The 14,039-nt window shown below is 39.4% G+C and carries 12 protein-coding genes; 4 read left to right on the plus strand and 8 right to left on the minus strand.

Translation table 11 applies throughout. The features are described from left to right. Positions 1-75: 75 nt before the first annotated feature. Genes pgaD through pgaB form a run of 3 tightly spaced genes read right to left on the minus strand, consistent with a single transcriptional unit; the run spans position 76 to position 3,778 of the window. Positions 76-489 (minus strand): poly-beta-1,6-N-acetyl-D-glucosamine biosynthesis protein PgaD, encoded by a 414-nt coding sequence (gene pgaD, locus BBP83_RS10640; RefSeq protein ID WP_068888307.1) that lies wholly within the window; start codon positions 487-489, stop codon positions 76-78. After that, positions 479-1,771: a poly-beta-1,6-N-acetyl-D-glucosamine synthase gene (pgaC, locus tag BBP83_RS10645; RefSeq protein ID WP_068888309.1), complete on the minus strand. Its 1,293-nt coding sequence runs from the start codon at positions 1,769-1,771 to the stop codon at positions 479-481. The genes pgaD and pgaC overlap by 11 nt, the downstream gene beginning before the upstream one ends. Positions 1,772-1,783: 12 nt before the next feature. After that, a complete protein-coding gene (gene pgaB / locus BBP83_RS10650; protein WP_068888310.1) occupies positions 1,784-3,778 on the minus strand; it encodes a poly-beta-1,6-N-acetyl-D-glucosamine N-deacetylase PgaB in 1,995 nt (664 codons plus the stop codon). A 536-nt stretch (positions 3,779-4,314) separates the two neighbouring features. Between pgaB and BBP83_RS10655 the strand changes: the two genes are divergently transcribed. Then, positions 4,315-5,523, plus strand: coding sequence for a DUF1615 domain-containing protein (locus tag BBP83_RS10655; RefSeq protein WP_068888312.1), 1,209 nt, complete (start codon positions 4,315-4,317; stop codon positions 5,521-5,523). Continuing rightward, entirely contained in the window at positions 5,490-6,152 is a 663-nt protein-coding gene (locus tag BBP83_RS10660) for an HAD-IB family hydrolase (protein WP_068888314.1), read from the plus strand. The genes BBP83_RS10655 and BBP83_RS10660 overlap by 34 nt, the downstream gene beginning before the upstream one ends. A gap of 65 nt (positions 6,153-6,217) precedes the next feature. Here BBP83_RS10660 and BBP83_RS10665 read toward each other — a convergent pair whose 3' ends face one another. Beyond that, positions 6,218-7,312 (minus strand): fatty acid desaturase family protein, encoded by a 1,095-nt coding sequence (locus BBP83_RS10665; RefSeq protein WP_068888316.1) that lies wholly within the window; start codon positions 7,310-7,312, stop codon positions 6,218-6,220. A gap of 15 nt (positions 7,313-7,327) precedes the next feature. Next, a complete protein-coding gene (locus BBP83_RS10670) occupies positions 7,328-8,398 on the minus strand; it encodes a ferredoxin reductase (protein WP_068888605.1) in 1,071 nt (356 codons plus the stop codon). 141 nt (positions 8,399-8,539) lie between these two features. Here BBP83_RS10670 and fabR point away from each other — a divergent pair, with 141 nt between their 5' ends. Further along, entirely contained in the window at positions 8,540-9,232 is a 693-nt protein-coding gene (gene fabR / locus BBP83_RS10675) for an HTH-type transcriptional repressor FabR (RefSeq protein WP_068888318.1), read from the plus strand. A gap of 68 nt (positions 9,233-9,300) precedes the next feature. Here fabR and BBP83_RS10680 read toward each other — a convergent pair whose 3' ends face one another. Then, complete coding sequence (locus tag BBP83_RS10680) at positions 9,301-10,104, minus strand: alpha/beta fold hydrolase (protein ID WP_068888319.1); 804 nt, start codon at positions 10,102-10,104, stop codon at positions 9,301-9,303. Between the two features lie 158 nt (positions 10,105-10,262). Then, a complete protein-coding gene (locus BBP83_RS10685) occupies positions 10,263-10,529 on the minus strand; it encodes a PAAR domain-containing protein (protein WP_068888321.1) in 267 nt (88 codons plus the stop codon). A 225-nt stretch (positions 10,530-10,754) separates the two neighbouring features. Between BBP83_RS10685 and BBP83_RS10690 the strand changes: the two genes are divergently transcribed. Beyond that, positions 10,755-11,042, plus strand: a complete 288-nt coding sequence (locus BBP83_RS10690; protein WP_068888324.1) for a hypothetical protein — start codon at positions 10,755-10,757, stop codon at positions 11,040-11,042. A 91-nt stretch (positions 11,043-11,133) separates the two neighbouring features. On the opposite strand, the gene rapA is transcribed toward BBP83_RS10690, so the two are convergent. After that, complete coding sequence (rapA, locus tag BBP83_RS10695; RefSeq protein WP_068888326.1) at positions 11,134-13,962, minus strand: RNA polymerase-associated protein RapA; 2,829 nt, start codon at positions 13,960-13,962, stop codon at positions 11,134-11,136. Between the last annotated feature and the right edge of the window lie 77 nt (positions 13,963-14,039).

Genomic DNA, 14,039 nt, shown 5'->3' on the forward strand with positions numbered 1-14,039 from the left:
TCTGATAGCTAGATACTCAAAAGCCCTAATGAGATAGAGCTTTTTGATTTTACTTATCTGCGATCAAATTTGACGTTAATCAATTCGAATAATTCTTCCTTGTTCATTATGATGAACCGTGCTGACTTTACTCTGACGACCTTGCTCCACTTCTTGTACCGGTAAACTAAAATGAGCTACATAATCTGTTAAGGTTTTTGGCTGAGTCTTCGTCACTTTTTTGGCAGGCATGAAGTTCGACCAAAGTAACAATGCTACCGTACATGTAATTAAACCCGTCACACCATGTTCAATACCCAGCCCAAAAGAACCAAACAAGTGCTGTAAAAGATGCTGTTTTTGCAAGCTCATTAAACCGGCAAGTATAATAAATGGACGCCATAAAAGGAGCCAAACTGCCCACATTACAGCTGTTGAAGTACCAGATGCATAACGTGTATGCCATGGTAATTGACTACGTAAGTCAATAATTAGACTATTATTTTTCATCTGTTTTGTTCTCAATTTGACTATTTTCTCGCAGGCCACGGTCTGGGCTAACCCAACGTGCACGCTGACCTGTACCAAGTTTCAATACTTTAGGAAATGCCACAATACTTGCAGTAATTGTAATGAGCCAAAAAACCAACGGATACCAAATCATCCAATAATAATTTTTTGCCAGCGCAGGCTCATAGCGACTGTCCATCCATTTGCTGATTGCAAATTGAAGTAGGCACGTTGCGCCAAGTAGCATCCCTGTGCCGTAAGGCAAAAATGGTGAACTTACCTCGCCAAACATCGGCAACGGAATAACAAAATGAATGAGCCAAATAACTGCCATGAACAACATCAAATATGACCAGACCAATGTCAGAATAAGCTCGATCATTAATGGCCATAAAAAGTTCAACTGAGGTTTAAATAAAACATCTATATTTTTCAGCAGTACTTGCGCCCCACCCATGGCCCAACGTAAACGTTGTTTCCATAAGCCTGTGAGCGTTTCAGGCATTAATATCCAAACCAAGGCATTCGGCTCAAAACGAATATCCCACCCTGCGCGTTGTAATTTCCACGTAATATCAATGTCTTCCGTAAGCATATTTGGCGACCAATATCCTACAGAATGCACGGCGCTTTTACGAAATGCAGTAATAACACCAGACACTGTAAATAAGCGACCAAAGCTGCGCTGTGCACGTTTAATCATTCCAACAATAGATGAAAATTCACCGACTTGAATGCGCCCAATTAAAGTAGAACGCGTCCGAATACGCGGGTTTCCTGTTACAGCTGCCACGCTGTCATCTTCCAGAAAATGACGAATCATCCAAGACGCCGCATGCGGATCAAGCAAGGCATCGCCGTCAATGCCAATCAAATACTCTGCATCAGTTAACAAGCTCCCTGCTTGCAAAGCCATAGCTTTACCTTGGTTCTGTGCCAAATGCACAACACGTAATTTTTCGTGCTGTTCTGCTAACCGATTGAGCACATCTGCGGTGTTATCCGAACTGCCGTCATTAATGGCAATCACTTCAAAGTTTGGGTATTTTAAACTGAGCGCATGGCTAATGGTTTCTTGCGCATTATCGCCTTCATTAAAACACGGCACCAATACTGCGACCTTCGGATATTCAGGCAAAGCGTTTGGCATCTGATACGGAGGCTCTTTACGTTCCTTCCAATAAAAAATCAGCGCTCCAATCATCCACAAATAAGACATAAAAAGCGGATAGTAAAAGACAAAGTTCAATGCAGAGTGCCAAAATTGTTGGAGCATTGACATATTCAATCTCCCCTAAGGAACCAACTTGCTTGATTTTAAGTCGAATGCTTGGCGTAAAATTTTTACATTGGGATGGTCTTGAATCTGATCATCTGGATAGTAAGCCACGTGCATTACACCCTGTTCATATAAAGATTGAATAGTTTTCGCCATTTCTTCTGAAGGGATTTTTTGGTTTTTACGCCAATCGACCGCTTGTAATTCAAAAACAGTTTTCTTTATGCCTTTTGGAAATTTCTTCACACGATTTACAATATCGGTATAAAACTGGTCGTTATTTGGCGCTTGTTCCATATAGGGCATAGCCATAATTGCGGTGAAATCATAACGATTTAATGATTGTTCCAGTGACTGCGAATACCAATTTTCGGCATACGCTTTTAATGCAACTTGTGCATATAAATTTCGTGCGGTTAGTAAAAATGGCTGATACTGACGCACATCACTGGCCAATTCCATTGCAAAATCATCAATATATTGGGTTTTAAAGGCTGTCCATTTTTGTAAATCTGCATCATTTTTGCGAATTTCTGCCAAATCATTGGGTAGACCAATCGCCACATAGGCCTGCATTGCTTCTGGGCTGGCATCTTCATAGTCTGACAACGTTGTATCGTCATGAAATAACACCCCGTTGAACGATGCCGATTTGGCTAAATCTGTATATAAACCAGCAATGGTTTTACGTGCATCTGGTGAAAATGGGCTTAAACGGTGATAGCCCATATTTAGATGTTCAGTTTTATTGCTTTGCTGCGTCACCACCACATCATTTGAAACAACATTGGTTTTTGGCAATTCCCACGCCAACAAAGGCATCCACGCATAAATACGGCTGACCTGAGTTCGTGTCTGAATTTGCCACGCCACGCGGTTAAATAAATCTGCGCGCATAGGTAAATAACGATTCGGGAAGTACACCATATCGGCAGAGCCGTTGGCATCTGGGTCAGAAAAAGCTTGTAGATAAACCGTGTTGACTTTCATGCCTTCAATACGATCTAACAAATGACTTAAATTCCGCTCTTGTTGTACAGGATCTGGGTCATAAATATAGTCCAAGTCAATATGCATAATTTTTTGTGGACGGTTGTTATCCCCTAAATTCTTTTGGCGGATTTCAATTTCTTGTGCCAAATCTTGAGTGGTCATGTTGCCTTCAATCAAAATTCGGTTGAGCTGCCCCAAAGAGCTTTTTGCAGTATCCGCACCATCATCTAAACTAATAGCAATCGACATACCCAACTGCTTGGCAATATTGACCGTCTGCATATTGTAGCGACCATAAGGCCATACCATTACGCGTGGCGACCGAATACCATGTGCGAGCAATAGCTGATTATTCTGTGTTAAATCTGCGGTAATCCGCTGTTGATAATGCGCATCATCTTCATATGTACTGGTTTTAGGGTCATATAAACGCGTCACAGCAGCAGGTTCTGAATTGCCCTGCGGATTGCCTAAAATTCCACGATGTAAGTCATAACTATGACTGGCTATTTCGACCAGCCCACTACTTTGCATTTCTTTTAATTGACTCCATGAAAGCATGTCATTGCGCGGAATCAGTTCATCTGAAAAATTAACCTTCTGATTCTCTTTAGGTTCTAACCATGACCCAACCACAGCCAAAACTACAGGGATCTTATTGACTTTAATAATTGGATAAGCATATTGGTAAAAGGATGCATAACCATCATCGACCGTCAATAAAACAGGTTTATTGGGTAATACGTACTTCCCTTGATTGGCCTTAAGTAGCTGATCTACTGAAATAAAGTGATAACCTTCTTTCTTTAGCCAATCAATATGTTGTTGAAACAGTGTTGCACTGACGGCATATTCAGGAATCAAAGCATTTTTATTATTGGTAATTTCATGATAGCCAATAATAGTCAGTGTTTTATTGATTGAAGACTCATCTTTACTCCATGCGAAACTTGGCGCATAAAGAAAAGTGGCTGTTACAGAGGCGACCAATAGATTCGAAAAAAAACGAGTTTTCATGTTACGTTGCTCAAAATTAAAAACAGAAATTAAATCACCAACTTTTCCATCATCCTGATGTACTCGTTTTCTCTAACCAAAGTTCGAGTTCAATTTTCATGATCTATTTTTAACAAATGAAACTTAACCTAATCTTAATATTCCTCATAAAATAAAAGATTTAAATGACTGTAACATAAGTAAAAATTACGACTTATCGCTTCAAATAAAAATATTTTAATACGGATTTTTTCGGTATTTATTTTATTGTCATGGCTTTAAAAAATGAATATAAACACCAAATAAAATAACGCAAACTTATTTTTTGGTTATAAAATGACGCATTCTCGCCACTAAGCAGTAAAAAACACCCACCCAGATTTACTCTATATTCCACCTGAATACAGAAAATTTTATTGCGTTAGGCTCTAGACAACTGAACGAAACTTACAGTATTTTCAGCTGTTCCCGACAGATAAACTCATCACTTTTACATCGGCCATAGTATACTGCTCCTGCGCTTAGCGCTCACACTTCTGGAACTCATTTTCTACACTATGAAAAACACTTTTACTTACACGACTTGTGTTAAAACAATGTCTGTTTTGGCAATCTCAATCAGCTTGGCTGCTTGTGGAAACGGGTCATGGTGGTCGAAAGATGATGAGCCAACCTTAAATGCAGAGCAGATTCGTAAAGCTCTTCCGAATCGCGTACAAGGCCGTACCGCTTGGGCGCAAGACATGTATGACATTACCGATCAACTGGGTATTGCACAAACCAAACAAAATATTTGTAGTATTGTGGCTGTTGTTGACCAAGAATCTAATTTTGTTGCCGACCCGCAAGTTCCTGGTTTAGGCGAAAAAGCAGTGAAAGAAGTACAAACCCGTCTAGATGAAAAATTTAAAGAAAAATTAGGCGATGGTATTGGTGGCACAATTGCAGGCTATTTTGAAGAGGTTTTAAAAAACCAACCGAATCCTAAAGATAATTATCTTAGTCAAATGCGTCGGGTTAAAACTGAACGTGAGCTAGATGAACTGTATCGTGAAATTTTTGACTATATGTCTAAACACTATCATGTCAGTGCTTTAACCGGTGCTGCTAAGCTTGTTGGACAAGACATTGGCGAAAAAATGAACCCCATTACGACGTTGGGTTCCATGCAAGTTCACATTGGTTATGCCAAAGATAATAAACGCCAAGGGGGCAATATCGCGGACTTACGCACTGATATGTATACCCGCTACGGTGGCATGTATTATGGCATTCATCGCCTAATGATGTATCAAACCAATTATGACAAGCCAATTTATCGCTTTGCCGATTACAATTCGGGACGCTATTCAAGTCGTAACGCAGCTTTCCAAAGCATGCTTAATGATTTGACTGCGGCCGAACTTAGTCTAGATGGTGATTTACTGCTTTATAATAAAGATGGAGCACCACGCACTACAAAAAGTGAATCTGAACGTGAGTTACTTAATGTTTTCGCAAGTAATAATGTGATCTTAACCCCCCGACAAATTCGTTCTGATTTGAAAAAAGAAAAAGATCAAAATTTTGAAGATACAGCGACATATCGTACTGTAACCAAGCTGTATAAAGAAAAGACTGGCAAAGAGCCTTTTTATGCCATGATGCCTGAAGTGGTTATTTCTGGGCCAAAATTGAGCCGCGATTATAATACCAACTGGTTCGCAAGCAGAGTAAACGGACGCTATCAAACATGCATGAACAAAATCAAACATTTAAAAATCTAGCACTTTTTGATTTTGATGGAACCTTGTGCACCAAAGATAGCTTCACAGGGTTTATCTTCTATTCACTTTCTAAACGTCATATCGTGCGTCAGGGATTGAAGATCCTCCCTTGGATTCAGGGCTATTATTTAAACCTATACCCTGCTCATGCCATGCGCATTAAATTATACCATGCAATGTTTAGCAATTCAGATGCCACGCAAGTACAACAAATGGCTGAAGAGTACGCTCAAAAACTAATCTCCTCACTAGATCCACATTTATTAAAACAACTACAAATGCATCAAGACTTAGGCCATGATGTTGCTTTGGTCTCTGCATCAGTCGATTTATACTTAAAACCCATCTGTAATTTGCTAGGGATTGAACTTATTTGCTCAGAAGTCGAAATTAAAGATCAGAAAATTACTGGGCAATATCAAACGGCAGACTGTAGTGGTGAACAGAAAAAAATACGCATTTTAGAAAAGTACAATTTGCATCATTACAACAGTATCTATGCCTATGGAAATAGTGTCGAAGATTTACAAATGTTAGATTTAGCAGACTATCGCTATATGGTGGGCACAGATCAATATTTACCAAGATTACCTGCTCAACATAAAAGCCAGTTTGCAGATTCAGATTAATTTACATCCCGAATACGCGTTATAAAAAAACCGCGCATCTGCACGGTTTTTTGTTTTAACCCATCTTATTTTTTAAATGGGAATGCATATTTTACAATGCGCTTTAACACGCTACCATATTGCTTCACCAAACTGGCATTGTTGTAATTCAAGCCATATTTTTCACATACCGCTTGAACTTTTGGCGCCATTTTACGATAACGACGCGCAGGAACATCTGGGTATAAGTGATGTTCAATTTGATGGCTTAAATGACCAGTCAAAATATGAAAAGCTTCCGAACCCGTTAAGTTAGATGAGCCACGAATTTGGCGCATATACCAATGCCCACGGCTTTCATCTTGCAAAACAGTCTTTGGAAATACTTCAGCATCTTTGGTAAAGTGCCCGCAGAAAATAATACTGAATGTCCAAATATTACGCACACCATTTGCCACCAAATTGCCAGTAAAAACAGGCAATGCTGCAGGCCCTGCAATTAATGGGAAAAACACATAATCCTTAAATAATTGCTTGGTGATTTTTTTCTGCATTGGCTTCCATTCTTCTTTCGCCTCTGCTTTAGATTTACGCCCAAACAGCACTCGACCAATTTCTAAGTTTTGAATTGCCACACCCCATTGGAACAACAAGCAAAATGGAATGCTGTACAAAGGTTGCAATAGAAAACCCGGTTTCCAACGCTGTTCAGGGAAAAGACGCAATAAACCATAGCCAATATCATCGTCCATACCTTTAATATTGGTATACGTATGATGCTTATAGTTATGTGTCTGACGCCAGTTATCCGCTGTACCAACAATGTCCCACTCATAACTTGGGCCATGGAATTTAGGGTCATTCATCCAGTCGTATTGACCGTGCATAACATTATGTCCAAGCTCCATATTTTCCATAATTTTGGCAAAACTGAGCAAACCTGTACCCAAAACCCATGCTGGCGGAAACCAACCTGCAAATAACAATGCACGGCCAGCCAAAGATGTATAGCGCACAGATGAATACACACGACGAATGTATTTCGCATCTTTTTCGCCAATATCATCTAGCACTTCTTGCTTAATAGCGTCCAATTCGCGTGCAAGTTCATCTAAATCATGTGGTGTTAATTCACGGTTTTTAGGATTTTTAAAATATTGCAATTTTACAGGCATGTTCATATATGTTGTCCTACCTTATAAATCAATTACGAGATCAGTCTGAGCTGAATTCACACAAATTTTAAGTACATTGCCAGGCTCTGAATTTTGTGCGCCATTCACTAAGTTTTTGGTCGATCCTTCAACCTTTTTGCATACACATTTGTTGCAAATACCCATACGGCAACCGTACGTTGGTTTAATATTTTGTTGCTCTAAACTTGCCAAAATTGATTGGCCTTTAGGAATACTGAGTACTTTATTCGATTGAGTGAGTGTTACATTCACAAAGCCAATATCATCATTAGCCACAACGCTCATGCTAAAAGCTTCGTTTAGAAAACTGTGCGCAGACTGAGAAAACAACTCTTCAGCTTTCGCTACAAACCCAGATGGGCCACATGCATACACTGTGCTTTCTACAAGATTCAATATTAGTGATAAATGGCTGTCATTCAGTCGCGAGTCTGCTTCTATGTCTTGGGTATAGAAAATTTTAAAACTGAAATTTGAATGTAATTCTGCTAATTTTTCAAAGCGCGCTTTAAAAGCAGCATCTTGATGGTGTTTTACCCAATACAACAATTGCACAGGTTGTGCCTTCATTTGAGCTGACGCACTTAAGGCTTCTAATAAACTAAGCATCGGGGTAATACCACTACCCGCCGCAACCAAAACCAAGGGCTGATTTTGCTGTGGCAAAGTCATGTCACCAAATGGTGCGCCAAACTCAATGATTTCGCCTATTTTTGCTGAGTCAGCCAACCACGTGCTGACTTTACCTGTATCTACTTTTTTAACATTCAGCAAAACATGCTGATTATCGCGTTTAGTTAGACTGTAAGTCCGCTCATAGCGCACACCTTTTACATCAATAAATACAGGATGGTGTTGACCTGCTTGACCAAATTTGAAATGCCGATTGACCTTTAAGGTTAAGCTGAGCATATCGTCGCTCGCCATTTCTTTGTGTACAATTTTACCAAGTGATTGATTACTAGACCAAAGTGGATTGAGTTTTTGTAGCCAAAAATTTACAGCATTAAAATCCATCACGCTTTCGGTCAAAAACGTCATTGGCTGTTTTGTTTTTTGAAGTGCATACATCATCAAGGCCATCTCATTGCAGTTTTAATTATTATACACATGTATATATATTTGTATATATATTCATGCATTTTATCTAAACCCTACAAAAACTGTCAGCAATCACAATAATATGTTAAGGTTTCCAATCCCTTGAAAAATATGAATCCGTCTTCATTGAAAACGAATATAGACACTATGCTCCAAGAACAAGTAAACCCTGAATCAACCGTTCTCCGCACTGTTGGGCGTAAAGCGACCATTACAAAAGAAGAACTGTTCCAAGCAGCATTGCATCTAATTGGCCCGCAAAAAAGCATTGCCTCTTTAAGTTTGCGTGAAGTTGCACGTGAAGCTGGTATTGCGCCCAATAGCTTCTACCGCCATTTTAAAGATATTGATGAATTGGCTATTGAGTTAATTGATCGTTCAGGTTTGGTCTTGCGCCAAATTTTGCATGAAGCACGTCTAAAAGCATCTAAACAAAGTAGTATTATTCGTAGTTCTGTTGAAGTCTTTATTGAACAGTTGAATGTCGATGAAGGAAATTTAAGTCTGCTCTTGCGTGAAGGCTATACCGGTTCAACCTCATATAAACAAGCAGTTGAGCGTCAGTTAATTTTTTTCCAACAAGAACTGAAAGAAGATTTAATTACGTTGGAAAGGCTCAACCATAGCAAATTATCGCACCCTGAAATTGTCGCCAAAGGGATTACTCAGTTGGTCTTTAATATGGGTGCGAAAGTCATTGATATGCCAATAGAAGAACGCAAAGAAATGGCCGAACAAACAATGATTATGATTCGAATGATTTTAGAAGGCGCGCGACATTTGGATGAAGCGAAAATCCATTAAGCTAAGCTTCTCATAGAACAAAAGCGAATCGTTCATATCCAATTCGCTTTTGTTCTAACTAGAAATAACTATTGTTGCCTCTGAATAATCTGTTGCACTATTTTTGCGGTTTTTTCAGGTTGTTCCAATGGGAACATATGCCCACCATCAACCACGCTAAACTCAATCCCATAGGTTTTTTTCATCCCTTGCGGTAAACCTTGCTTATAAAACTGGCTTTTTTCAGCTGTAATTAAATGTACAGGAACTTGAGGAGCCTTACGCGGTGTACGCCACCACCACGCAGGAACGGTTCTAAAAATTTGTGCTTCAAGCGTTTTCGGTATGCGAAGTGTAACGCCCCCTCGGCCAAGATCCTCTTGAATACCATGTGTAAAGAAATCATCAAAACACTGTGTATCAAAATTATTAAATAAGCGATTATTGCGTAATGCACTATAGGCTTCATCAAAACTGTGCCAATGATCATTACGTTTTAGAGTAATACCCGCAGGGGTAATTTTATCAACGGCTTTCACTTTTAACTTCTGCAACCCTTCAAAAATAGCCGATTTACTACCAATCACAAAGGGCGGATCCATAATGACCAATTGTGAAAACAGCTCTGGGCGCTTATAAGCACACATCAAGGTCAACAACGAACCAAAAGAATGCCCTAAACCAATGACTTTTTGATTTGGGAAATTCTTTTCAATGTCTTGAATAACCTGATCCACCAAATGTGTCCATTGATAAGTCACAGGAAATTCGGGATTCATTCCAATCAAGGGAATCGCTTTTAAATGATAATTTTGTTCAAAAGCTTGAAAGAACTTTTGATAACTGGCAGATGGAATGCCATTGGCATGGGTAAAATGGATTGCTTGCGTCATACCAAAATTCAAAGGGTTTTAAAGTGCATTGAGCCTAACCTGTAAAATGGTTTTTTATAATTGCTTTTGAGCCATTATTTTTGAATGCTGAGTCATCAATTCTAAATTTATAGACGCTCTTTCATCAACATTTTTAAATGTCCTCAGTTTTCATCTTTTTATTTAGCCGAGACCACTAAATTCTGAGTAGCTAAAAAGGTTGCACCACAAGTCGTTTTATCTCCAGCAACAATAACAGCCCTTCCTTTTACGGTGGTCGATTGATCCGAGGCAACTGCTGAAACCATTGCCTTACATTTTGGACAGAAATGTTTCATGCCATTCAAGTGCACAGCAATACCATTAATAATAAAAGAGTGCTCACATTCAGAAACGACACCACCGTGGGATGTTTGAGAGCCGAGGGTAATCAATGCTTTAGCCATATTTTTATTGTCTTTGATTTATTTTTACGCATTTTAACTGAAGTTTCGCTTTTACTCTAGCACCTACCAAAACTCTTCAACGATTCACGTTGCCTCATAAAATGCATTTTTTAAATATATCATTTCATCTATATAAAAATTGCTAATGCATTAATCAAAACACTTTCAATAATCACGATATAATCGTTTGAAAATGAAAACTATCTGTAATTTGGAGTAAGCCCCATGAGTCAAGATCAAAAGTCTGATGTATTTATTCAGCAAATTCAGCACATACTTTTGCACGACTGGGATCCGATGAATGTTCGCAAAAACACATCGATGCACGATGAATATGATAGCTATATAGCAGATATCTTAGATATTTTTGAAAACGAAAATGCTAAGGCGACCGAAATTGCAGATTGCCTTCAAATGATTGAACATGAACATATGGGCTTAACAAAAAACCCAGCACGTGCACAAAAAGTGGCAGAGAAAGTCTGGCAATCTTTTGAAGAGTTTTTAGCTTAAGTTTTACATGAAGTTCGATATGTAGGTTTAGACATAAAAAAGCGCCTTTGGGCGCTTTTTTATGTCTTTAGATACTTGAACCTATCAATAATTAAGGTTTAACCACAACCAATACTTGAATAGCTTCAGGTGTCACCGATAATCCATCCAGCAAGCTCAAACCTTCTTTTTGGAATTTCTGTAAGTGCGTAATTTCATCTTCACGAATACTTGGATTAAATTGCTTCAAGTAAGTTAAACGATCAATTTCATATTGCCATTTACTGCCATACACTTCTTTGGCTTGTTGCCTAAAGTTTGGTAAAGCTGCTTTCGCGATATCTAACGCTTGGTTATAACGTTCTTCAATTATATCTCGACGCGCTTTAACCACTTGACGGCAACTGTTACTGTCTAAATGATGTAAATACGGCTTCAGAATTTCTGGGGCAATTTTACCCGATAAATCTTGGCCTTTTTCACTTAGCAATACACGAATTAACTGTTGCGGTAAGCTAGAAGGTAAATTTAATGCTTTCGGTGCAACAACATCTACCTTGAACCAAACTTCAATTAAAACTGAACCTTGTGGCAAGGCCGCAGATTTTAATACAGAAACATTGGTACTACCAAAGCCTTGAGTATTAATCATTTCCATCACGCTTTCTGTGAATGGATGTTCCAATGTTAAATACTGTGCATCCTCACGCACTTGCGCTTGGTCACGATAGAACGTCGCTGTCATGCCTTCTTCATCTAAGGTCAGGCCTTGAACCTGCATTTGATCGGTTGGCTTAATAATCACTGTACCATTACTTTGCTCATCAAAATCAATGTTTGTCGCCGCCATAAAGCGCTTCATAAACATTGGCAAAGTCGTGTTGTCGTCGTAATCTTCCAATGCAGCCACAATCTCTTGTGCAACAATTGGACGGCAAGAGTTATATTCGAGTAAACGGTCACGGCCTGCTTGCAGTTCAGTTTCAAGCGCTTCACGCTGAACACTAACTTCTTCTAGTAAGTCTTCAAACTGCTGGCCTAAATCGGACAATAGACAGTCTTTCAATTTAATAATGAAGTTTTCTTGTAAAGTCTGTGCCGTCGGAGAGATATTACTGAAAATATTCAAGCCTTCGTTATACCAACGGAACATACGCTCTTGCGCAGTACCCGCCAAATACGGCACATGAATTTGAATACGGTTTTCTTGACCAATACGGTCTAGACGACCAATACGCTGCTCCAACACATCTGGGTTTGCAGGGAGGTCAAATAAAACTAGATCCGATGCAAACTGGAAGTTACGTCCTTCAGAACCAATTTCAGAACACAGTAAAATCTGTGCACCATATGACTCTTCAGCAAAATAAGCCGCCGCTTGGTCACGCTCTAATAGGCTCATGCCTTCATGGAACATCGCTGTGCGAATACCTGCATGTAGACGCAAGACATTTTCTAAAGCTTCAACCACTGGCCCACTACGTGCAATAAGCAATACTTTTTTATGCTTTAAATCTGTACGTAGTTTTTCTAACAACCACATAACACGCGGATCAGCTTCCATCCAAGCGCCATCTAATTGTGCTTCTTCAGGCCACATTTGCTCACGTAGCTTACCATCTTTAGACCAGTTTTCTGGTGCAGGTAATGGCGCAGGTTGACAATCACGACCTGGGAAGCCTTGAATCGCTTCACGTGTGTTACGGAATAAAATACGACCTGTACCATGACGGTCTAAGATTTCATGAATCGCTCGGAAACGCTGTTCAGGCGTATCCTCAATACGTTGACCAAGTAGCGTTTCTACAGCATCTAAATGTTCAGCTTCTAATGGCATGTCAGACATCAGAACTTCTGCAATTTTAGCAGTATGTTGATATTGCTCTTCTTCATCTAAGAAGCGGTCAAGCGAACTGAAACGTTGCGGGTCTAATAAACGCATACGTGCGAAATGACTTTCTACACCCAATTGCTCAGGCGTTGCGGTTAAAAGTAAAACACCTGCCGTTTGCTGAGATAATTCTTCAACCAAGTCGTAACGGTCATTACCGCCGTCTTCTTCGTTCCACATCAAATGATGCGCTTCATCGACCACCAACAAATCAAAACCAGCTTCTAAAGCTTGCTCACGTAAATCATCATGGTCAATCATTAAATCGACACTGGCAATAATTCGCTGTTCAGTTAAGAACGGATTTTGCTCTGGGTCATGTTCTTTAATAGACGCTGTACGTGTTAGATCAAATAAAGAGAATTCAAGATTGAAGCGACGACGCATTTCAATCATCCACTGATATTGTAGTGAATCTGGAACTAAAATTAGAATACGTTCAGAACGGCCTGTTTTTAACTGCTGATGAATAATCAGACCAGCTTCAATGGTTTTACCCAAGCCCACTTCATCGGCTAATAATACACGTGGCGCAAAACGCTTACCCACTTCATGCGCAATATACAGTTGATGCGGAATTAAACCGACACGCGAACCCACCAAACCACGTAAAGGGCTTGATTTCATATTGGCTTGCATTAGCATCGCTTCAATACGTAAGTCATACCATTCTTTGTAGTCAATTTGGCTTGCGAGCAAACGATCTAAAGGTTTTGACAGCTGAATATTCGCACCAATGCGCGTTTCATTTAATGATTTACGATCTTCTGTGCCATCTTCTTTGGTACGAATTACGTTATAACGCAACACCCCATGACGGTCTTCAACAGATTCAACAGTCCAGATTGCACCTTCCTGATCTTGAACTTCATCGCCTGTATTAAATACAATTCGAGATAAAGGTGCATTATGACGTGCATAAACACGTGTTTCATCACTCTTTGGAAATAAAATGCTGACCGATCGCTCATCTACATCAATTAGAACCCCTAATCCAAGCTCTGTTTCTGTGTCTGATAACCAACGTTGACCAATAGCAAACTGCTGCAATTTTTTCCACCTTCATCTTAAGTAAAGACTGCAAATTTATAACTCAAATCGTGTTTGATATTTGAGCAAAAATCTAC

The sequence above is a fragment of the Acinetobacter celticus genome (genome assembly GCF_001707755.1).
GTDB lineage: Bacteria > Pseudomonadota > Gammaproteobacteria > Pseudomonadales > Moraxellaceae > Acinetobacter > Acinetobacter celticus.

Coding starts and splice junctions, on each gene's coding strand:
- BBP83_RS10680 (WP_068888319.1), bottom strand. CDS start 10,104: ATGACGCAAGCAATCCATTTTACCCATGCCAATGGCATTCCATCTGCC.
- BBP83_RS10685 (WP_068888321.1), bottom strand. CDS start 10,529: ATGGCTAAAGCATTGATTACCCTCGGCTCTCAAACATCCCACGGTGGT.
- BBP83_RS10655 (WP_068888312.1), top strand. CDS start 4,315: ATGAAAAACACTTTTACTTACACGACTTGTGTTAAAACAATGTCTGTT.
- BBP83_RS10670 (WP_068888605.1), bottom strand. CDS start 8,398: ATGTATGCACTTCAAAAAACAAAACAGCCAATGACGTTTTTGACCGAA.
- BBP83_RS10665 (WP_068888316.1), bottom strand. CDS start 7,312: ATGAACATGCCTGTAAAATTGCAATATTTTAAAAATCCTAAAAACCGT.
- pgaB (WP_068888310.1), bottom strand. CDS start 3,778: ATGAAAACTCGTTTTTTTTCGAATCTATTGGTCGCCTCTGTAACAGCC.
- pgaC (WP_068888309.1), bottom strand. CDS start 1,771: ATGTCAATGCTCCAACAATTTTGGCACTCTGCATTGAACTTTGTCTTT.
- fabR (WP_068888318.1), top strand. CDS start 8,540: ATGAATCCGTCTTCATTGAAAACGAATATAGACACTATGCTCCAAGAA.
- BBP83_RS10690 (WP_068888324.1), top strand. CDS start 10,755: ATGAGTCAAGATCAAAAGTCTGATGTATTTATTCAGCAAATTCAGCAC.
- BBP83_RS10660 (WP_068888314.1), top strand. CDS start 5,490: ATGCATGAACAAAATCAAACATTTAAAAATCTAGCACTTTTTGATTTT.
- pgaD (WP_068888307.1), bottom strand. CDS start 489: ATGAAAAATAATAGTCTAATTATTGACTTACGTAGTCAATTACCATGG.